Genomic DNA, 19,245 nt, shown 5'->3' with positions numbered 1-19,245 from the left:
CCGCGAAGGTCTCCGGCCGGGGCGGCCGAGCAGCGCCTGCGCGACGGGGCGGTGACCATGCCGGGGCCGTGGGCCCGCGCGTCCTTCCGTCCGGTCAGCCGGAGACGGTTGTCCGTACGGGTACCTGCGGCCGTGTCCCGGTGAAGGGGCCGGTCGTGGTCGCCCCGTACACCACCGGGTATCCGGGCAGGGACACCTCCGGCGCGTAGGCGGCCGGCAGCGAGAACCAGACGACCTTGCCCAGGTCGCCCTCCGGCCGGACTCCCCAGCTCTCGCTCACCGCCGCTATCAGCGCGAGACCGCGCCCGGAAGTGGCAAGGCCGTCCATGGCCCCGACGGTCGGCAGCCGCGGATCGCGGTCGTGGACCGAGACGGTGAGCCGGTCGAGCAGCAGCTCGATGTCGACGGTGCATGTCTTGTCCGGCTGAGCATGCCGGTGGACATTGGTGAGCAGCTCGGTGACGCCGAGCGCTGCCTGGTCGATCAGAGGATCGAGGTGCCAGTAGCGCAGTTGCGCCGAGATGATTCTGCGGACCTGTCCGATCCGCGACGGCAGGGCCTGGAGCTCCACCGTGCAGTGCCTGCTTGGCTGGCTGATCACGGCTGCGACTCCCCGAAGTGAGTTTCCGGAAGAAGACGAAGGACGGATCCAGCAGTCGGCCGTCTGCTGATGTGGCCGGCGGGGCTGGATCGCAGCGTGACCGCCGGTGAACCCTGAGTGACGTGAGACCAGCGTGAACCATCACCCACAGGTCCGCAACTCGCGCTGCGTGCAGGCGCGCTGTCAGCCGCTGCTGCCGCCCGCACCGCGCACGGCATCGAGGAAACGCCCCGCCAGGGCCCGTGCGTCGGGCCGGTGGTTGCGCTGGCCCATGGTCAGGCGGTACCGCTTGCCGTTGAGGGTGGCGACCGTGCTGTCGTCGCCCGCGAACCACGGCCTGCCCGCCGTCACCGCGCGGACCGGCGCGCTCTCGATCACCCGGCCGTAGCTGGTCATGAGGGCCAGCCTGCCGTCCTTGATCAGCACTTGGCCGGCCCGGGTGAGCGAGCGCGGCCAGCGCTCGATCCGTACGCCCGTGGCACTGAACTCGGGCTCTGCCGTAGCCATCGTGTCTCCGTCCCCTTCGCAGTGACTTCTGAGGGAAGTCTGCACAACCTGCGCCGTGTGCACCAGTACGTGTGGATGGCGCCACCACGTAACGGGCCGCCGCCGCAAGGCATTCCCAAGGTACCCCTATGGGTCCCCAAAGTGAACGTTTGCCCAGGTGAGGGGCTTACTGTTGCAGAAGGGGGCGGATGGACGGCCGGGGCGGGACAAGGCCTCCCGGGCGCTGCCTGGCCGGGTGGCGGCGGGACGACGAGGCGAGGAACAGGGCACATGAGCAGAGTCGAGAAGACGGTTGCGGGCGAGGCGGTGGCCACCGTCGACGTGGACCGCAGCGACGCGGAGTACCGGGCATGGCTGAAAGAGGCCGTGCGCAAGGTCCAGGCGGATGCGAACCGTTCCGCGGACACGCATCTGCTGCGCTTCCCGCTGCCCCACGAGTGGGGCATCGACCTGTATCTCAAGGACGAGTCCACCCACCCCACCGGCAGCCTCAAGCACCGCCTGGCCCGCTCGCTGTTCCTGTACGGGCTGTGCAACGGCTGGATCAGACCCGGCAAGCCGGTCATCGAGGCGTCCAGCGGCTCGACCGCGGTGTCCGAGGCCTACTTCGCCAAGCTGATCGGTGTTCCGTTCATCGCCGTGATGCCGCGCACCACGAGCGCGGAGAAGTGCCGACTGATCGAATTCCACGGCGGACAGTGCCACTTCGTCGACGACTCCCGGAAGATGTACGAAGAATCGGCCGCGCTCGCCGAGCGCACCGGTGGGCACTACATGGACCAGTTCACCTATGCCGAGCGGGCCACCGACTGGCGGGGCAACAACAACATCGCCGAATCGATCTTTCAGCAGCTGCGGCTCGAGCGCTATCCGGAACCCGCCTGGATCGTCGCCACCGCGGGAACCGGCGGCACATCGGCGACCATCGCCCGCTTCGTGCACTACATGCAGTACGACACCCGTATCTGTGTGCCCGACCCGGAGAACTCCTGTTTCTTCGACGGCTGGACCCAGGGCGATCCGTACGCCACGAGCGACTGCGGATCCCGGATCGAGGGCATCGGCCGGCCCCGGATGGAGCCGAGTTTCGTACCCGGTGCGATCGACCGGATGATGAAGGTGCCCGACGCGGCGAGCATCGCGGCCGTTCGCGCCCTGGAGGTCGCCATCGGCCGCAAGGCGGGCGGCTCCACCGGCACCGGTCTGTGGAGCGCGCTGAAGATCGTCGCCGAGATGGTGGCCTCGGGGCAGCGCGGGAGCGTGGTCACACTGTTCTGCGACCCGGGCGACCGCTATCTCGACAAGTACTACTCCGACGAATGGCTGGCCCGGCAGGACCTGGACATCCGCCCGTACGCGGCCGCCATCGCCCGGTTCCTCGAGAGCGGCGACTGGCCCTGCTGACCGGCCCGCGTACGGCGTGAGCCGGAGCACGGTGGGTCAGGACGGGCCAGGACGGGTCAGGACGCGGCGGACCTGGCCAGCCTGCGGTCCAGATTGCGCACCGCGTCCTTGAAGGCGCGCCCGAATCCCGCCCGGCCCAGCCGCAGTACGGCCCGCAGGGGCGCGGGCCCGTCGGCTGCGAAGGTCCACTGCACCCGTGTGCCCGTCGCGGTCGGGGTCATCCGCCACTCCTCCAACAGCGCCCGCAGACCAGGGGCGTTGGTCTCGTCCACGCGGTACGCGTAGCGGGTGCCGGGCTCCTTGGCCATGATCCGCTCGGCGAACACCGTCCCGCCCCTGAGCCTGACCTCACGGCCCGAGCCCCCGTCGGTGGGCCGGGCCGCGGTCACGGCCGTGAACCACGTCGGCCAGGCGGCGACATCGTCGGCGAGCGCTGAGTACACGGCGGTGGGGGAGGCTGCCACCTCGGCGGAGAAGACCAGCCGCAGCGGAGCGGTCTCGACGAAGTCGAGCTCTACGGGGCGCAGTCGGCGTGCCATGGGTCCGTACCTCCAGCGGAGCGCAGGGGTGGGGCGGGGCCGCCACCCTATCCGGCGGCTCGTCGGATGTCCGCACCCCCGGGCAGTCCATCGGACGTCCGCCGCCTCGGCAGTCGGTCAGCCGGCCGGAACCCGGGCGAGCAGCCCGTCGAGCGCGCGGCCGAACACCCGCCGGCCCACCCGCGCCACCAGCGGATCGAGCAGCCGTGGCAGCGGCCGGATCCGCAGGTCCTCCGTCCATACGACCACCGAGCCCGAGTCGCCGTCCGAGCCCGCGGGGATCACCTCGACCTCCGCCCAGCCGGTGATCACCCGGCCGCGCTTGACCAGCCGGCAGACCCCGGCACGGCCTGCCTGCGGCGGCTCCCAGCGCACGACCTCCATGGGATCGTCGAACCCGCAGCGTCCGATCCCGCTGCGCACCACGAACACCGTGCCGACCCCGGCCGGCGCAGGCGTCGTCACCCGGGCCGAGGTCAGCGGCATCTGAGCGGCATGGGCGGACCAGTCCGTCACCCGCAGCCAGCAGGCCTGGGCCGGCAGGGCGGTGGCCCGGGTGATCCGAAAGACCGTCATGCCCTGCCCGCCTCAGTCGCCCTGGGCGTCGGCGGTCCCGGTCTGCGCCCCGGTACCGCCCGCCACGACCAGTCCCGGCAGGTGTTCCGCCATCTCCGTGCGGGCCGCGGCCGAAAGGCCCGCGTCCGTCACCAGGGTGTCCACATCCGTGAGCTGCGCGAACGAACTGAGGCCCACCGTCCCCCACTTGGTGTGGTCGGCGACCACCACCACCCGCCGCGCGGCCTGGACGAACCGCCGGTTCGTCTCCGCCTCCGCCAGATTCGGGGTGGACAGACCCGCCTCCACCGAGATGCCGTGCACGCCGATGAACAGCATGTCGAAGTGGAGTGAGCGGATGGCCTGGTCGGCCACCGGGCCCACGAGCGAGTCCGACGGTGTACGCACCCCTCCGGTCAGCACGACGGTCGCCGCGCCGGGGCGCGGGCCGCCCGGCCCGCCGGCCCGCTGCGCCGAGTGGAAGACGTCGGCGACCCGTACGGAGTTGGTGACCACCGTCAGGTCGGGCACCTCCAGCAGATGGTGTGCCAGCGCGAAGGTCGTGGTGCCGCCGGACAGCGCGATCGCGCTGCCGGGTACTGCCAGCAGCGCCGCGGCCCGCGCGATGTCCTCCTTGGCACTGAGCTCCAGCGCCGACTTGGCCTCGAAGCCGGGCTCGTGCGTGCTCGCCTCGACGACCGGGACCGCGCCACCGTGGACCTTCTCGACGACCCCCTGCCGGGCCAGGGCGTCCAGATCCCGTCGCACCGTCATGTCGGAGACGTTGAGCTTGCGGGTGAGTTCATTGACCCGTACCCCGCCGCGCCTGCGCACCTCGTCCAGGATCAGGGCGCGCCGCTGCTCCGCGAGCAGGTTCTGGTTGTCGCTCACCGCCGGGGCCGGTCCTTCCGTGTCGTCGCCGTACCGTGCTCGCCGTACCTCGCCTCGCGTGCCTGTACGTGGCTGTACGTCGCCTGTGGCCAAGGCTTCCCATCCTTGCACGCGCTTCCGCGGTACGGGCTCGGGGGAGATTCCGTGAGAGCCGTGCGGCGAACCGGCACGATCCGGGATTCTGGCCACGAACCGCCGAGCGGCTGCGCACCGATCGATCCTCCCATCGAGAGAGCGAGTCACAGAAGTGACCCCTGGCACCGAGGCGTCCTACGACACCGAGGCACCGCACAGCGGGGGACCGGCGCTCGAACTGCTGGTCCACGGCGTCGGCGGAGCCACCCCCCAGGACATGCTGCGCGACCCCCGCACGGTGCGGATCACCGGCGACGAGAAGGCCGCGGTCCACCGGCGCACCGACGACGCCGAGGCGGAGCGCCACCCGCAGGACTACCGGGAGCGCCCCATCCGGGAGGCGTACTGCTGGTCCAACCTCACCTCCGGCAACGGGGCTCGGGCCCTGTGGCTGCTGCTGCTTCCGTTCATGGTGGTCAACCTCGCGCACTGGATGCGCCCGAGGGCCACAGGGCTCCGCAGGACCACCAGGCTGTACGGGGTGCTGGTGCGGCTGGTGGCGCTGAGTCTCACCGTGCTGCTGACCGCCGCCGCGTGCGAGGTCGCGCTCGATCTGCTGGCCTGGCAGTGCGCCGGCTCGCCCGACTGCAGCGCCGAGCGGTCCTGGCTCGGCTTCATGTCCAGTGCCCAGGGCGGCTGGTGGTCCCAGCCGGGGCGGCGCCTCGCCCTCGCCTCGGCCGTGCCGGCCGCGCTGGTCGCCCTGCTGTGGTACCTCTCCAAGCGCACATGGAGCGCGTACGAGTCGCAGCGCCCGCCGACCGGCGACGAGTGGCAGGCGTGCGGCGATGTCGAGGACGACTACGGCCAGGGCGAGGAGGAGGCCGAGCGCCCCGAGAGCGGTGCGGATGACGCGTCCGTGGCGAAGCCCGTCGTACGGCCGGCCCTCGGGCGGCCCGGGTTCTGGTACGGCCGCCGTCTGGTCGCCCGGCTGCGCGCCGCGCACACCGCCGCCGGAGTGCTGACCGTCGCCGCCGCGGTCGCCGGAGCGGCGGCCCGTCACGACCGCGGCGCCGACAACGGCGTACTGGAGCTCAGCGGCATGCTCCTCGAAGGCGCCCTCGCCGCGGCCGGGCTCGCCGTGCTGTGGGTGGTACTGCGCAGGGGGCGCAGCGAGAAGCGGCTCGACGCCCGGCTCGACAAGGCGACGGTGCGTCACCTGCCGGGCGCTGCGGTCGCCCTGCTCGCCCTGTCCTTGGTGTACGCGTCCTGGTCACGCCCCGGCTGGGCCTCCGCCGGCACCCTTCCCGGCGATGTCACCTTCCGTGTCATCGTCCTCGCCCAGGGCGCGCTGGTGGTCGCCCTCGCCGTCGCCGCACGGGCACTGCACCGCCGCGCGCGCCATCCCCGCACCGTCCTGCACGGCTTCGGCGGCCCGGCTGTCGCCATGCTCGCCTGCGCCCTCGGCGGGGTGATGACCGGCGGGGTCGCCCAGCGTGTCGCGGACTGGCTGGACCGCTCGGGCACTCCGGGGATGGACGACCAGGGGGCCATCCCCGGACCCCCGGTGCTGCTCAGCTGGCAGGCCTCCGTCATCCCGGTCCTGCTCGTCGTGCTGCTGGTGCCGGCCGTGGTCCTCGTGGTCCGCACCTGGCTCGCCGCCCGCGCTCTGCGGCCGACCGTCGAGTCGGGCTACGGCGAGGACCGGCCCGACACCGTCCGCACCCGCAGGATCGCGGGGACCCGGGCGCGCGCCGCGCTCACCGACGCCGCACCCGGGTTGGTCGGCATCGTCTCCGGGGCCACGCTGCTGCTCGGGGCGGGCGCGGTCGGCGGGGCGTGGGTGAGCGGTGAGGTGCCGGGCCTCGCCTTCGGGGACGGCGGCACTCTCGCCGAGTCCACCGCCGGGACCGCACAGGCGCTGGGCTCCTGGCTGATCGGCTTCGGCTTCATACTGTTCGTCACCATGGGCCGGCGCGCCTATCGCGACGCCTCGGCCCGGCGCACCGTCGGCATTCTGTGGGACGTGGGCACGTTCTGGCCGCGGGCCGCCCATCCCTTCGCCCCGCCCTGCTACGCGGAGCGCGCCGTACCCGATCTCACCTGGCGCATGTGCACCTGGACGGCCCGCACCGGCGGACGGCTCGTCATCTCGGGCCACTCGCAGGGCAGTGTGCTGGCCGCCGCGGCCGTGTGGCAGCTGCCCGCGGCCACCCGCCGCCGGGTGGCGTTACTGACCTACGGCTCGCCGCTGGAGCGACTGTACGGCCGCTGGTTCCCGGCGTACTTCGGGACGGACGCCCTGCGGGAGCTGCGCAGCCAGATGGACTGCTGGCGCAATCTGTACCGGCACACCGACCCGATCGGCGGACCCGTGCTGATTCCCGCCGAGGGCCGCCATCGCGAGGTCGACCGGGAGGAGCTCAAGGACCCTGTCGTGTACGGGCGTTCGGACCGGTACCCGCTGCCCGAGCCGATCCTCGGACACTCCGACTACCAGGCCGATCCGGCGTTCGCGGCCGAGCGCGGCGAGCTGCTGGAGCGGCTCGGACCGACCGTGCCCCGGCAGGCCCGCTGAGGCCCTTCGTCGTCAGGGCAGCTCGGGCAGGTCGTCCGGGTAGAGCAGGGTCAGGTCGTCGGTGCTGGTCTCCGCGAGCTCGGCGACCCGCCCCGCATGCCGCTCCACCATCGACTCGAACGTCTGGCGCGCGGTACGGCCGTTGCCGAACGCGGGCCCCTTGGGCAGCTCGGTGAAGTACTTCAGCAGCGCCTCGTCCGTCCCCGGGGCGAGCCGGTACTCATGCTCGTCGGCCTGCTGTTCCACGATCCGCAGCAGCTCGTCCGGCACATAGTCCTGGAAGGTGATGGTCCGTGAGAAACGGGAGGCGACACCGGGGTTGACCGACAGGAAGCGCTGCATTTCCGCCGTGTAACCGGCGACGATCACCACGACCGCGTCGCGGTGGTCCTCCATCAGTTTCACCAGTGTGTCGATGGCCTCCTTGCCGAAGTCCCGCCCGGAGTCCTCGGGCGACAGGGCGTACGCCTCGTCGATGAACAGCACACCACCGCGCGCCCGCTCGAAGGCCTCCTGGGTGCGGATCGCGGTGGACCCGATGTGCTCGCCGACCAGATCCACCCGGGACACCTCGACGAGATGGCCGCGCTCCAGCACCCGGAGCGAGGCCAGGATCTCGCCGTAGAGCCGGGCCACGGTCGTCTTGCCGGTGCCGGGGGAGCCGGTGAAGACCAGATGGCGGCGGACGGAGGCGGCCTTGAGCCCGGCCTCCTGGCGGCGTCTGCCCACCTCGATCATGTTGGTGAGGCTGCGGACCTCGCGTTTGACGCTCTCCAGGCCCACCAGAGCGTCCAGTTCACCGAGTACCACGCCCGAGTCGCGTGAGCCACCGGCCGGCGCCGCGGCCTCGGTCGGGGACTGGGACACCGGCCCGCCCGGGACCGGGGAGAGGAGACCGGGCGACTGGGTGGCGGTGAGCACGGAGGTGGCGGCGGGCTCGGCCTTGGTCCGGACACCGCTCTCGTCGCTGGTGCAGTCCTCGACGACCGGGCCGTCGTTCTCGCCGAACTCGTAGCCGCCGCGGGCGCACCGCTCGGTGCGGCACCCGCTCAGCGTGGTACGGCAGCCGTCCATCACATGGAAGCCGTAACCGCCGCTGCCGGTGACCCGGCAGCCGCGGAACGTGCCGCGGCCCTCGGCCGAGACATAGAAACCGGCTTCGGCGGGCGCGGTGACGGTGCAGCGATCGATCAGCGGATCCGCGCCCTTGGTGACGATCACTCCGGTCTGCGCCGCGTCGATGGTGCAGCTGCTCAGGGTGCCGCCGCTGCCGTGGTCACGGAACCAGGCACCGGTGGAGACCTCACGGATACGGCAGTCGTCGAGTTGCGCGGTGGCGCCGTCGCTCACCGACACCGCCGTGTTGCGCACCTGCGAGATGTCGCTGTCGACGACGTCGGCGCGCGAACCGCGGTCCAGCACGAACAGCGCGTCGGGGACGTCGTGCAGCCGGCAGGAGTCGAGGACGGCGCTCGCGCCGTCGCTGACCCAGACCGCCGGATAGTCGCCCGTGCTGTCGTGGATCTCGCACCGGTTGGCATCCACGCGGGTGCCGGGGTCCCACACGGACAGACCGTTGCGCCCGAAGTGGCGCACGGTGGAGCGGGTCAGCGTGAGGACCGAGCGCGAGCGCAGATCGATCCCGTTCTCCGGTACGTCGTGGATGGCGCAGTCGGAGAGGGTCAGCACGGCGTCGGTGTCGAGCGTGATCCCGTCGCCCGAAGTGCGGTGCACGGACGAGTCGGTGAGATGGGCCGTGGCGCGCGAGGCGATCTGCACACCGGTGCCCTTGATCTCGTACACCTCGCAGCCGATCGCCTCCAGACCGGTGCCTTCGCCCGAGACGGTCAGGCCACCGCCCGACGCATGGTGCACCCGGCAGCGCTCCAGACGCGGGTGCGCGCCGCCGCGCACCGAGATTCCCGACTGCCCGGCCGAGACCACCTCGCAGTCCTCGAACACCCCGCCCGCGCCGTCCAGTACGCCGATGCCGACGCCCGCGGGATTGTCGACCGTGCAACGGCGCACCGTCGGGCGGGCGGCGCCGCGCACTTCTATGCCGGCTGCCGAGCGCGTGACGATCCGCAGATCGGTCAGCTCGGGTGTGCCGTCCTCGACGAGCAGCGCGGGCGCGGCCGAGTCCTGGCCCTCCACATGCAGATCCTGGACGGTCGCGGAGGCACGTACGGTGAGCGGTACCCCGTCCGCCGGCGCGATCCGCACCGAGCCCGCCGCGCCCTCGGCGCCGCGCAGCGTCACCGCCCGCTGGACGACGAGGTTCTCGCGGTACGTCCCCGGTGCCACGGTGAGGATGTCGCCGTCGGCGGCGGCCTCCAGGGCGGCGGCGAGGGAGGCGTACTCGCCCGTGCGGCGCCGCCACCGCGATGTGCCGGTGTGCGTCACCTGGACCGTGCCCTGTGCCATCGTGCTGCTCTGCCCCCACCTCGTGATTCGTGCACCGCCGCGTCGCTGAGGGGACGCCTCCCCGGACCCCCGTGGGGGTCGCACCACCGTAGCGCGCGCAGGGCGCCGGAGTTGACGGGACGGGGCAGGTCAGCTGCCTGCGCCGGTGCGCCCCCAGTCGGGACCGACCGCGGACCAGGCCCGGTCCAGGTCGGCGAGTCTGTGTCGTACCAGCCCCCACACGACGAGCCGTCTGGCGCATTCCACGAGTCCGCCGGCGATCAGCGCGGCGCCGCTGCCGGCGAGGGCCGCATGCACCCCGACGGACGCCGGATCCATCGGGCGGTGGACCAGGAGGCCGGACGCGTCGGTCCAGATCGTGAAGGTGTCGCCCGGGTGGGCCGAGCGCTTCCGGGTGGTGACCGTGCCGGTGTGCGAACTGCCGTCGGGGGCCGTCCACTTCGCCACGACCAGACTGCGGACGTCCTCGGAACGGCCCGACTCGGGGTCGAAGCCGGGGGTCCTGGGGTGGGGCGCCTGCCGTACCACCGTGGCCTTGGTCGCCGTCCGCTCCAGGCGCTGCACGCGCGCCGATTCGCGCAGCGACTCTTCACTGAGCGAACCTGCTGTCCACCCGGCCACGGGGACAGCGGTGACAAGAAGCAGGGCGGCGGCGAACGCCACCCATGCCTCCAGGAGATCGGTGGCACGGCACAGCGGATTGTGCCGCCAGCGCCAGAGGCCAACAGCTGCTCGCACGGTCTGCTGCCCCCCTTCCGTGTCCGTTCCGTAATATCCCGGAGAGGCTCTGCATGTGGGCGGGTTGAGAGAAGAGAGAGCTACGTCACCCTCGCAGTGCGGCGCGCGACCGGTCGCACGCGCCGTCTCGCGCGGGGTTCCCCGCCGAGGGGCGCACGGGACGGTGCTCCGCAGGCCGGCGGTGCGTCAGGGCGCGGCCGTCGCATCGTCGAGAACGGTGACCGCATCGCCCAGGCGGATCAGTCCCGGCACCTCCGGCACGAGGTACTGGCCGAAGGCGAGCCGGTCACCGATGCGGCGATGACGGGCCAGCGTGCGCAGCGGTTCCTTGCCGCGCTCGGCGGTGCGCTGGTCGGTTGTGGTGATGACACAGCGGCCGCAGGGCTTGGTCACCCGGAAGGTGACCCCGCCGATGGCGATGCGCCGCCAGCCGTCCTCGGCCCATGGTGCCGTGCCCGCAACCACGACGTTCGGCCGGAACCGGGTCATGGGCAGCGGACCCTCGTCGGCGTGATCGCCCTGTGCGATGAGGGAATTGAGGGCGTCGAGCGAGGTGAGGGTGGTGAGCAGCAGCGGGGAGGAGTCGCCGAAATGGACCGTCTCCCCGGCGCGGGCGTACGCGGGATCGAGCGGGCGCCGGTGGGCGGGGTCGTCGAGATGGACCAGCCGGACCTGCGCACCGAGGTACGCGCTGAACCAGTCGTCGGCAGGCCCTTCGGCGGGCACCGCCTCGACCTTGTCCCCGAAGACGTCCGTGACCACCGTGTCCCGCGGCTCGGGCACGGCGACGGCCAGCGGCTCCTGCCCCGGTGCGGTCAGCCGGATGCCGCCACCGGGCAGCGGCTCGGCCCGCGCCGGAGCCATGCGCGGATACCGGCGCTGGGTGACGACCGTGCCCGATGCGTCGACCAGTGCCCAACGGCGGTCTCCTGCAAGCCCCCACGGCTCCACGACCGCCTCACCGGGCGCGCACCCCGCCAATGACTTGACCGGGTGGACATGAAGGGAATGCACGACAGGCTCGGACATGGCCCCATGGTGACACCCGGCACCGACAGTCGGTCGGCAGATCTGGCGGCGGACCTGTCCGACCAGTCAGTCGGGCCGCCCAAAAAAGCCGGCCCGGCCCGTCAGTACCCCCGGCTCTGGTACGGGCGGTTGTACGGGTCCTCGTAGGGCGCGGGCGCGGGGGCGGGGCGTGCCGCGGCGGGACGCATGGCTTCGTAGCCGGTGGGCACCGGACGCGACGGCTGCGACTGGTACTGCGTGGGCGCGTAGCCCCGCGGTGCGACCGCCTGCTGCGGGATGTACGGAGCGGGCGCCTGCTGCAGCGGGACGGGCTGCTGCATGGGCTGATACATCGGCTGGGGATAGCCGTAGGCGGGAGAGGGGCCCGCCGGAAGGGCGGGGAGCGCCGCAGGGAGCGCCGGCAGGTAGCTGTTGCCGGTGTCGTATGCGGCAGGCACTCGGATCGGGGCGATCTGAGGCGTGCCCCGCTCCGCGACCAGGGAGTCGTAGATCGGGGTGTCGGGGAACGACGGCGCGGAGTAGTAACCGCCGCCATAGGTGGAGCGGGGGGAGGTCATGGCACATAAGTTAAGCCCACGATGTGCTGGTTGGGGAGCCCGATAAGAGGGTTGTTTCTGCAGCTGTGAGTGACGGTGGATCCCTAATGTGAGCGAATCTGGCAAAAACGGTCGTCCCGCAGCGCATGAATCCTGTAAAGGGCGAGCTGAGAGCGGGTTACCGATGGGTCGGTGGGTCGCCGAGCGGGTCTGGGCCATAGGTTGAAGCCCAAAATGAACTTCCAGGTGACCGAGACTCGAGATGGGGGCGAGCATGCCCATGCTTAAAGGGGCCAATACGTCGGTGCCCGCGCAGCGCGTTCGCGTCGAATTGGGATGGGGAGCGGGGCCAGGGGTGCCGGACGTCGACGCGTCGGCGCTCCTCCTTGCCTCCGGCAAGGTCCGATCGGACGCCGACTTCGTCTTCTACAACCAGCCCGACCATGCCTCCGGCGCCGTGCATTACGAGGGGAAGCAGACCTCGGCGGACTCGGTGACCGACGCGGTGACGGTCGACCTCGAACGGGTGGAGAGCGCGATCGAGACGATCGTGCTGGCGGCGTCGGCCGACGGCGGCACCTTCGGCCAGGTCCCGGGGCTGCACATCAGGGTGCTGGACGCGGCGTCCGGCGCCGAGATCGCGCGGTACGACAGCGCCGACGCCACGGTCGAGACGGCTTTCGTCCTCGGAGAGCTCTACCGGCGCCAGGGCGCCTGGAAGTTCCGCGCCGTGGGCCAGGGCTACGGGAGCGGACTCGCGGGACTGGCGACGGACTTCGGCATCACGGTCGACGAACCGCAGCAGCCGACCCCACCGCCTCCCGCGCCGCCCGTCGCCGCCCCTGTGCCGCCCGCCCCGATGGCACCCCCGCCGCCGCCCCCGCTCGGAGCAGCCGCCACCGCTCCGCCCGCGCCCGTACGTCTCACCAAGGTCACCCTGACGAAGGACGCCCCGTCCGTCTCCCTCACCAAGCAGGGCGGCACCTCCGGGGCGATGCGCGTCAACCTCAGCTGGCAGGTGCGCAAGCAGTTCCAGGGCTGGGGGGCCAAGCTCGGCCGGGCCGTCGCCATGCACGGCGATCTCGACCTCGACCTGTGCGCCCTGTACGAGCTGACCGACGGCCGCAAAGGCGTCGTCCAGGCCCTCGGCAACGCCTTCGGCGCGCTCCACCAGCCCCCGTACATCCATCTCGACGGCGACGACCGCACCGGCGGCACGCCCGGCGAGAACCTCACGATCAACCTCGATCACAAGAACGAGATCCGCCGCGTCGTCATCTTCGTGACCATTTACGCGGGGGCCCGCAGCTTCGCCGATCTGGACGCGACGGTGACACTGCAGCCCCAGCACGGCGCGGCCATCGACTTCTCGCTCGGCGAGTGCACCGTGCCGTCGACCGTCTGCTCGCTCGCGCTGATCACCAACACCGGCTCCGACCTCGTCGTGCAGCGCGAGGCCCGCTTCCTCGTTCCCGAGCGGGGCGTGAGCCCGCAGCGCACCATCGACTACACGTACGGGTGGGGCATGAACTGGACACCGGGCAGGAAGTGACCCTCAGCGGTCGGGCGCGGCCTCGGGGCGTGCGTAGGTACGCCCCTTCCAGGCCGCGCCCCGGCCACGGTGGTGCTGCACCGCCGAGTCCACGGTCATCAGCAGGTACAGCCCGGCGGTGAACGGCAGTGTGGGAGCGAGCAGCAACGGCTGGCGGTAGTGGCCCAGCATCGGCAGATACGTTGCCGTCATCACCGCCCAGGCCAGGCCCCCGGCCCAGGCGGCCGGGCCATCGCCGGTCGCGAGCCCCGTGAACAGCGCCACGGGCGGAACGAGATAGACCAGTACCAGACCGGCCACCGTCCCGGCGAGCAGCAGCACGCTGTGGCGCAGCTGGGCGTACGCACTGCGGGAGACCATCCGCCACAGATCCGCCAGCCGCGGATACGGGCGCATGCTGTACACCCCGTCCGCAAGGCCCAGCCAGATCCGTCCGCCCGATTCCTGCACGGCGCGTGCGAGAGAGACATCGTCGATCACGGCCTGGTGGATCGAGCGCGGAACGTCCGCCCGCCGTGCACTCTCGGTGCGCAGCAGCACACAGCCGCCCGCCGCCGCGGCCGTCCGCGACCCGGGCCTGTTGACCCGGCGGAACGGATACAGCTGGGAGAAGAAGTAGACGAACGCGGGCACCACCAGCCGCTCCCACCCGCCGGCGACCCTCAGCCGCGCCATCTGGGAGACGAGATCCAGGCCGTTCGCGTCGGCGGCGGCCACCAACTCGCGCAGACTGTCCGGGTTGTGGGCGATATCGGCGTCGGTCAGCAGCAGATACTCAGGATCGCCGGCGCCGGCCAGCGCCATGCCGTGCCGCAGCGCCCACAGCTTTCCCGTCCAGCCGGGCGGGGGATCCCCGGGAACCGCCACCCGCAACGGCAGTCCGCCGTACCGGCCGGCCAGCGCACGGGCCACGTCCCCGGTGCCGTCACTGCTCCCGTCGTCGACGAGCACGATCTCCGCCCGTCCGGGATAGTCCTGGGCCAGCAGGGACGGCAGAGTCAGCGGCAGCGCCTCGGCCTCGTCCCTGGCCGGCACGACGACGGCGACATCCGGCCAGCGCGCGGGAGCCGCGCGGGGCGGCAGCCGCTGGTCCGTACGCCAGAAGAGGCCCTGCCCGAGCAGCAGCCACCCCCATGCGGCAAGCGACGCCAAGGCGGTCCAAGCAACAGCGCTCATTCGCCGCAGTCTGCCCCACGGCGGTCGTGCCGCAAGGGCGGTCGACTATGGTGACCGGGTGAAGATCGCGCTCATGGACTCCGGAATCGGCCTGCTCCCGGCTGCCGCCGCGGTGCGTCGGCTGCGGCCCGACGCGGATCTGGTCCTCTCCTCCGACCCCGACGGCATGCCCTGGGGCCCCCGAACGCCCGCAGGCATCACCGAGCGTGCACTCGCGGTGGCCCGGGCAGCGGTGGCCCACGGCCCCGACGCGCTGATCGTCGCCTGCAACACCGCTTCGGTGCACGCCCTGGCCGCCCTGCGCGCGGAGCTGGAGCCCCGGATACCCGTCATCGGCACCGTCCCCGCGATCAAGCCCGCCGCGGCCGGTGGCGGTCCCGTCGCCATCTGGGCCACCCCGGCCACCACGGGCAGCCCCTACCAGCGCGGCCTGATCCGTGACTTCGCCGGTTCCGTCGAGGTCACCGAGGTCCCCTGCCCCGGGCTCGCCGACGCCGTCCAGCAGGCCGACGAGAGTGCCGTCGACAAGGCGGTCGCCGCCGCGGCAGCGCTCACTCCCGCCGGTGTACGGGCCGTCGTCCTGGGCTGCACCCACTACGAACTGGTCGCCGAGCGCATCCGGGCCGCCGTCCAGGATCCCGCGGAGCCGCCCGTCGTGCTGCACGGATCGGCCGGTGCGGTCGCCGCCCAGGCGCTGCGGCGCGTCGGCATCGCCGCACTCCCCGAAGCGGAACCGAGCGATGGGCTCACCGTGCTGCTCAGCGGACGGGCAGCCGTGCTGCCGGAATCCGCTCTCCGCTATGCCGAAGGCCGCTTGTTGCAGGCGATCGACTCGGTCCGCCGACCCGTCTGACGGCCAGAAGCGGAATCCTCGTCCCGGGCGGCAGGACCGCTGCTCGACCAGCGGATGCTGGGTACTCTCCTAAACATGAGGCACCACTCCGATCGCCAGGGGCACGGCCTTGAATCCGTCCCCGAGGTCTGGACCGGCCGCGCGACCAACCGTCTGCAGTGGCTGCTCGCCATGGCAGGTGCGGCCTGCCTGGCACTCGGCGTCGAACTCGCCGTCGACTCCAGCTGGGCCACGGGCATCGTGCCGCTGCTGATGGCCGTGATCGGCTGCGTGGCGGCAGGACTGCTGATGCTCTACGGGACCATCGCCTTCGTCCATGTCGCCGTCAGGGTCGACAGGAACGCCCTCGAGGTGCGCTGCGGCCATATGGGGCTGCCGCGCCGCCGTATCCCGCTGGCCAAGGTGGCGGGCGTCGAGGTGGTGCCCAAGGTGACGCCGCGGGAGTGGGGAGGATGGGGACACCGCTGGCGTCCTGAGCAGGGCACTGCTGTGATCGTGCGACGTGGGGAGGGCATCCTCATCACGCTGACGGACGGCATGACGTTCACGGTGACCGTCGACGACGCGGAGACGGCGGTCCGGGTCATCCGGTACCGCCTGAACCGGGCGGACACGGGGACGGGCACCGGCACCGGCACCCCGATAGGGGCGTAACGCGTCCCGCGCCGGGACCGTGCCCGGTCGGCGATGAGCGATCAGCAGCCCGCCGGCGACGACGGCCGACCGGTCAGGCCGCGGCGGGCGACCACCGGCCGTCCGGTTCTCGTGTCGTGGAGCGTTCCGCCGCCCCGCCAGCAGGCTCCGGCGCCCGCGTGCCCACGCAGTGGCTCCCTCGGTGAAGGCTCACTCACGGGCGACTGTCCGCCCGTGTCCTGTCCGGCCGCCCGGTGCTCGCCGGCACCCGTTCGGAGCAGCCGTCGCCCGCCACGCGCGCCGTCGCCAGTCCTGCCAGCAGGCCCGCCCCCGCCGTCACGGGCGTGAAGCTCAGGGCGTTGCCCACCGTCGCGAGGAACGCGAGCGCCGTGAGTGCCGCGCCCGCGCCGAGGACCACCGCCGTGGGGCGGGGCGAGCGCCACAGGCCGTGCAGGATCCAGCCGAAGGCTCCCGCCAGCAGTGCCACTCCCACCACGCCCTGCTCGGCCGCCTGCTGCAGCGGCGCCGAGTGCGGCTTGCCGTCGGAACCGAGTGATTGCTGTGCCGTGGCGCTGAGTTTGCCGAAGCGCTCCGGCCCGACCCCTCGGACAGGGTTCTCTTCGGCCAGCTCCACCGCGTCGTGCCACAGCGCCACCCGGTTGGGCGTGAGCGCACCCTCGAGTGAAACCGTGAGCCCGCCCGGCAGCACATCCGCGGCCATGCCCCAGGCCGTGCCGGCCACCAGGCCGCTCGCGAGCGCCAGTCCCACCAGTGCGGGGGCACGCCGGCGGATCCGGGTCGCGGCGAGCGAGCACAGCACAACAGCGAGGCCGGCCACCGCACCGGGCAGCGACCCGATCGCCACGGCCACACAGGCCACAGCGAGCGCCAGCAGCCGCAGGGCGAGCCGCAGCCAGACGGGACGTGCGGCCGATGCGGCGCAGCAGGCCGCGCCCGTGGCCAGCACCAGCAGCGCGGCGGTCGCACCCGTGTGTCCGGGCTGGGTGGCGCCGCCGGCGGTGGCCCCGGGGATGCCCTGGCCGGAGGCGATCGCCAGACCGAGCCCGCCGAGTGCCGCGGCAGCGGCGGCGGCGACCGGCAGAACACTGGCGCAGATGCGGCCGAACGCATACCCCGCGGCGACGGCGAACACGGCGAGCAGCACACCTTCGGGCCGGGACTCCCGCCCCGCGGCGCTGACCAGCGACCACACGGCGCATCCGCCGAGTACGACGGCACCGGCGACGTCGGGCACCCTGCCGCGGTCCCGTGCCACGGACCGTGCGTCCGGTGCATCACCCATTCATCGCCCCCGTATCCCCGCCGACCCCCGAGTATGACGGGCCCCGTGCGCATCGGGACGGGCCGGGGGCCGGCGCACACGGTAACTGCAGTGGTGGCGGTTTGGCGCCGTTATGCGCAGGAACGTTGCTTCAGACTCCACCCACCGCGCTGCCCGGCACCCACCGCACTGCCCGGCCCACAGCGCACCGCCGTAGACTCCGCCAGGTGAGTGCCACCATCGCCCCCGTCGACACCACCCGCCCGGCCCCCTCGGCCGGACGACCGCTGCTGCAGTGGCTCGTACGGCCCGGCGCTGCCGCGCTCTCCGGTGTCCTGCTCTTCCTGAGCTTTCCGCCACGGCCCCTGTGGTGGCTGGTGCTCCCCGGGTTCGCCCTGCTCGGCTGGACCCTGCGCGGGCGGGGACCGAGGGCAGCGCTGGGTCTCGGGTATCTCACCGGTCTCGGATTTCTGCTGCCCCTGCTGATCTGGACCGGCGTGGAGGTCGGCCCGGTGCCCTGGCTGGCACTGGCCGCGCTGGAGGCGCTCTTCGTCGCCGTCACCTGCGTCGGGATCGCGGCGGTCTCCCGGCTGCCGGTGTGGCCGGTCTGGGGAGCGGCCGTCTGGATCGCCGGCGAGGCGGCCCGCGCACACGTGCCGTTCGGCGGCTTCCCCTGGGGCAAGATCGCCTTCGGGCAGGCGGACGGGCTCTTCCTGCCGCTCGCGGCCGTCGGCGGAACACCCCTGCTCAGTTTCGCCGTCGCGCTGTGCGGTTTCGGTCTGTACGAAACCATCCGCCAGGCGCTCGTACGCCGCCGCACCGGTGAACTCCCGCGCGGCGCGGCGGTCGTGGCCCTGCTCTCCCTCCTCGTCCCTGTCGCCGCGGGTCTCGCCGCCCGTCCCCTCGTGGACGACTCCGCCGAGGACGGCACCGCGACCGTCGCCGCGATCCAGGGGAACGTGCCGCGCCTCGGATTCGACTTCAACGCCCAGCGCCGTGCGGTGCTCGACAACCACGCCGAACGCACGGAGCAGCTCGCCGACGACGTGGCGGCGGGCAAGGTGCCCCAGCCGGACTTCGTCCTGTGGCCGGAGAACTCCTCCGACCTCGACCCGTACCGCAACGGCGACGCCCGCCGGGTCATCGACGCGGCGGTGAAGGCGATCGGCGTGCCGACCGTCGTCGGAGCGGTGGTCACCCCCGAGACCGGAAAGCTCCGCAACACCCTCATCGAGTGGGACCCGGCGCGCGGTCCGGTGGACACCTACGACAAGCGCCATGTCCAGCCCTTCGGCGAGTACATCCCGCTGCGGTCCCTCGTGCGGATCTTCAACGCCGACGTCGACCGCGTCCGCCGCGACTTCGGACCCGGCCACAAGGTCGGGGTCTTCGACCTCGCGGGCACCAAGGTCGGCCTGGTCACCTGCTACGAGGCCGCGTTCGACGACGCGGCCCGCGACACCGTCACGCACGGCGCCCAGCTCATCTCCGTACCGAGCAACAACGCCACCTTCGGGCGCAGCGAGATGACCTACCAGCAACTGGCGATGTCACGGGTCCGGGCCGTGGAGCACAGCCGGTCGGTCGTGGTTCCCGTCACCAGCGGCGTGAGCGCGGTCATCATGCCGGACGGGCGCATCGTCCAGCAGACGAAGATGTTCACGCCGGACGCCCTGGTCGCCGAGGCGCCGCTGCGCTCCTCGCTGACCCCTGCCACACGCCTCGGCGTCTGGCCGGAGGCGGCGCTGCTGCTGTTGGCGGCCGGGGCGCTCGGCAAGGTCACCGTCTCGGCCGTCCGCGGGCGGCTGCAGCGGAGGGCCGGCCGGGGCGCCGCTGACGCCGGTTAGATCCGGGCCCGAGAACGGGGCAGGGGCC

17 protein-coding genes are annotated in these 19,245 nt (G+C 72.4%); 6 read left to right on the top strand and 11 right to left on the bottom strand.

Annotated features, from left to right (window positions below):
* Window positions 1-94: 94 nt before the first annotated feature.
* Window positions 95-601, bottom strand: a complete 507-nt coding sequence (locus tag ABZ208_RS29665) for an ATP-binding protein (RefSeq protein ID WP_356912515.1) — start codon at window positions 599-601, stop codon at window positions 95-97.
* Window positions 602-784: 183 nt separating this feature from the next.
* Entirely contained in the window at window positions 785-1,108 is a 324-nt protein-coding gene (locus ABZ208_RS29660; RefSeq protein WP_356912514.1) for a hypothetical protein, read from the bottom strand.
* 270 nt (window positions 1,109-1,378) lie between these two features.
* Between ABZ208_RS29660 and ABZ208_RS29655 the strand changes: the two genes are divergently transcribed.
* Entirely contained in the window at window positions 1,379-2,512 is a 1,134-nt protein-coding gene (locus tag ABZ208_RS29655; RefSeq protein ID WP_356912513.1) for a PLP-dependent cysteine synthase family protein, read from the top strand.
* Between the two features lie 56 nt (window positions 2,513-2,568).
* Here the strand turns inward: ABZ208_RS29655 and ABZ208_RS29650 are convergent, their stop codons facing one another.
* The 3 genes from ABZ208_RS29650 to ABZ208_RS29640 all read right to left on the bottom strand — a co-directional run bounded on the left by ABZ208_RS29650 (window position 2,569) and on the right by ABZ208_RS29640 (window position 4,497).
* Window positions 2,569-3,051 carry an SRPBCC family protein gene (locus ABZ208_RS29650; protein ID WP_356912512.1) on the bottom strand — a complete coding sequence of 161 codons (483 nt, stop codon included), beginning with the start codon at window positions 3,049-3,051 and terminating at the stop codon, window positions 2,569-2,571.
* Window positions 3,052-3,168: 117 nt separating this feature from the next.
* Window positions 3,169-3,627, bottom strand: a complete 459-nt coding sequence (locus tag ABZ208_RS29645; RefSeq protein ID WP_356912511.1) for an SRPBCC family protein — start codon at window positions 3,625-3,627, stop codon at window positions 3,169-3,171.
* Window positions 3,628-3,639: 12 nt separating this feature from the next.
* Window positions 3,640-4,497, bottom strand: a complete 858-nt coding sequence (locus ABZ208_RS29640; protein ID WP_356912510.1) for a DeoR/GlpR family DNA-binding transcription regulator — start codon at window positions 4,495-4,497, stop codon at window positions 3,640-3,642.
* 247 nt (window positions 4,498-4,744) lie between these two features.
* Between ABZ208_RS29640 and ABZ208_RS29635 the strand changes: the two genes are divergently transcribed.
* A complete protein-coding gene (locus ABZ208_RS29635; RefSeq protein WP_356912509.1) occupies window positions 4,745-7,147 on the top strand; it encodes a hypothetical protein in 2,403 nt (800 codons plus the stop codon).
* A gap of 12 nt (window positions 7,148-7,159) precedes the next feature.
* Here ABZ208_RS29635 and ABZ208_RS29630 read toward each other — a convergent pair whose 3' ends face one another.
* The 4 genes from ABZ208_RS29630 to ABZ208_RS29615 form a co-directional block, all read right to left on the bottom strand.
* Window positions 7,160-9,571 (bottom strand): right-handed parallel beta-helix repeat-containing protein, encoded by a 2,412-nt coding sequence (locus ABZ208_RS29630; RefSeq protein ID WP_356912508.1) that lies wholly within the window; start codon window positions 9,569-9,571, stop codon window positions 7,160-7,162.
* A gap of 129 nt (window positions 9,572-9,700) precedes the next feature.
* On the bottom strand, window positions 9,701-10,309 hold the full coding sequence (locus tag ABZ208_RS29625; protein ID WP_356912507.1) for a hypothetical protein: 609 nt from the start codon (window positions 10,307-10,309) through the stop codon (window positions 9,701-9,703).
* A 186-nt stretch (window positions 10,310-10,495) separates the two neighbouring features.
* Entirely contained in the window at window positions 10,496-11,338 is an 843-nt protein-coding gene (locus ABZ208_RS29620; protein WP_356912506.1) for an MOSC N-terminal beta barrel domain-containing protein, read from the bottom strand.
* A 101-nt stretch (window positions 11,339-11,439) separates the two neighbouring features.
* On the bottom strand, window positions 11,440-11,895 hold the full coding sequence (locus tag ABZ208_RS29615; RefSeq protein WP_328403515.1) for a DUF6643 family protein: 456 nt from the start codon (window positions 11,893-11,895) through the stop codon (window positions 11,440-11,442).
* A 253-nt stretch (window positions 11,896-12,148) separates the two neighbouring features.
* Between ABZ208_RS29615 and ABZ208_RS29610 the strand changes: the two genes are divergently transcribed.
* Window positions 12,149-13,426 carry a TerD family protein gene (locus tag ABZ208_RS29610; protein WP_356912505.1) on the top strand — a complete coding sequence of 426 codons (1,278 nt, stop codon included), beginning with the start codon at window positions 12,149-12,151 and terminating at the stop codon, window positions 13,424-13,426.
* A 3-nt stretch (window positions 13,427-13,429) separates the two neighbouring features.
* Here ABZ208_RS29610 and ABZ208_RS29605 read toward each other — a convergent pair whose 3' ends face one another.
* Window positions 13,430-14,602, bottom strand: a complete 1,173-nt coding sequence (locus ABZ208_RS29605; protein WP_356912504.1) for a glycosyltransferase — start codon at window positions 14,600-14,602, stop codon at window positions 13,430-13,432.
* A 58-nt stretch (window positions 14,603-14,660) separates the two neighbouring features.
* On the opposite strand from ABZ208_RS29605, the gene ABZ208_RS29600 reads away from it, so the two are divergent.
* Window positions 14,661-15,455, top strand: coding sequence for an aspartate/glutamate racemase family protein (locus ABZ208_RS29600; RefSeq protein WP_356912503.1), 795 nt, complete (start codon window positions 14,661-14,663; stop codon window positions 15,453-15,455).
* Between the two features lie 75 nt (window positions 15,456-15,530).
* On the top strand, window positions 15,531-16,109 hold the full coding sequence (locus ABZ208_RS29595) for a hypothetical protein (protein WP_356912502.1): 579 nt from the start codon (window positions 15,531-15,533) through the stop codon (window positions 16,107-16,109).
* 193 nt (window positions 16,110-16,302) lie between these two features.
* Here the strand turns inward: ABZ208_RS29595 and ABZ208_RS29590 are convergent, their stop codons facing one another.
* Window positions 16,303-17,391: an O-antigen ligase family protein gene (locus tag ABZ208_RS29590; protein ID WP_356912501.1), complete on the bottom strand. Its 1,089-nt coding sequence runs from the start codon at window positions 17,389-17,391 to the stop codon at window positions 16,303-16,305.
* Window positions 17,392-17,597: 206 nt separating this feature from the next.
* Here ABZ208_RS29590 and lnt point away from each other — a divergent pair, with 206 nt between their 5' ends.
* Window positions 17,598-19,217, top strand: coding sequence for an apolipoprotein N-acyltransferase (lnt, locus tag ABZ208_RS29585; RefSeq protein ID WP_356912500.1), 1,620 nt, complete (start codon window positions 17,598-17,600; stop codon window positions 19,215-19,217).
* Window positions 19,218-19,245 lie beyond the last annotated feature (28 nt).

Source organism: Streptomyces sp. NPDC006208 (assembly GCF_040613775.1).
Classification (GTDB): domain Bacteria; phylum Actinomycetota; class Actinomycetes; order Streptomycetales; family Streptomycetaceae; genus Streptomyces.
This window is presented reverse-complemented; position numbering and strand designations above follow the sequence as displayed.

Bases quoted from the DNA above. Each gene is read 5' to 3' on its own strand.
- ABZ208_RS29660 (WP_356912514.1), bottom strand. From the start codon at position 1,108: ATGGCTACGGCAGAGCCCGAGTTCAGTGCCACGGGCGTACGGATCGAG.
- ABZ208_RS29655 (WP_356912513.1), top strand. From the start codon at position 1,379: ATGAGCAGAGTCGAGAAGACGGTTGCGGGCGAGGCGGTGGCCACCGTC.
- ABZ208_RS29650 (WP_356912512.1), bottom strand. From the start codon at position 3,051: ATGGCACGCCGACTGCGCCCCGTAGAGCTCGACTTCGTCGAGACCGCT.
- ABZ208_RS29645 (WP_356912511.1), bottom strand. From the start codon at position 3,627: ATGACGGTCTTTCGGATCACCCGGGCCACCGCCCTGCCGGCCCAGGCC.
- ABZ208_RS29630 (WP_356912508.1), bottom strand. From the start codon at position 9,571: ATGGCACAGGGCACGGTCCAGGTGACGCACACCGGCACATCGCGGTGG.
- ABZ208_RS29620 (WP_356912506.1), bottom strand. From the start codon at position 11,338: ATGTCCGAGCCTGTCGTGCATTCCCTTCATGTCCACCCGGTCAAGTCA.
- ABZ208_RS29615 (WP_328403515.1), bottom strand. From the start codon at position 11,895: ATGACCTCCCCCCGCTCCACCTATGGCGGCGGTTACTACTCCGCGCCG.
- ABZ208_RS29610 (WP_356912505.1), top strand. From the start codon at position 12,149: ATGCCCATGCTTAAAGGGGCCAATACGTCGGTGCCCGCGCAGCGCGTT.
- ABZ208_RS29605 (WP_356912504.1), bottom strand. From the start codon at position 14,602: ATGAGCGCTGTTGCTTGGACCGCCTTGGCGTCGCTTGCCGCATGGGGG.
- ABZ208_RS29595 (WP_356912502.1), top strand. From the start codon at position 15,531: ATGAGGCACCACTCCGATCGCCAGGGGCACGGCCTTGAATCCGTCCCC.
- ABZ208_RS29590 (WP_356912501.1), bottom strand. From the start codon at position 17,391: ATGGGTGATGCACCGGACGCACGGTCCGTGGCACGGGACCGCGGCAGG.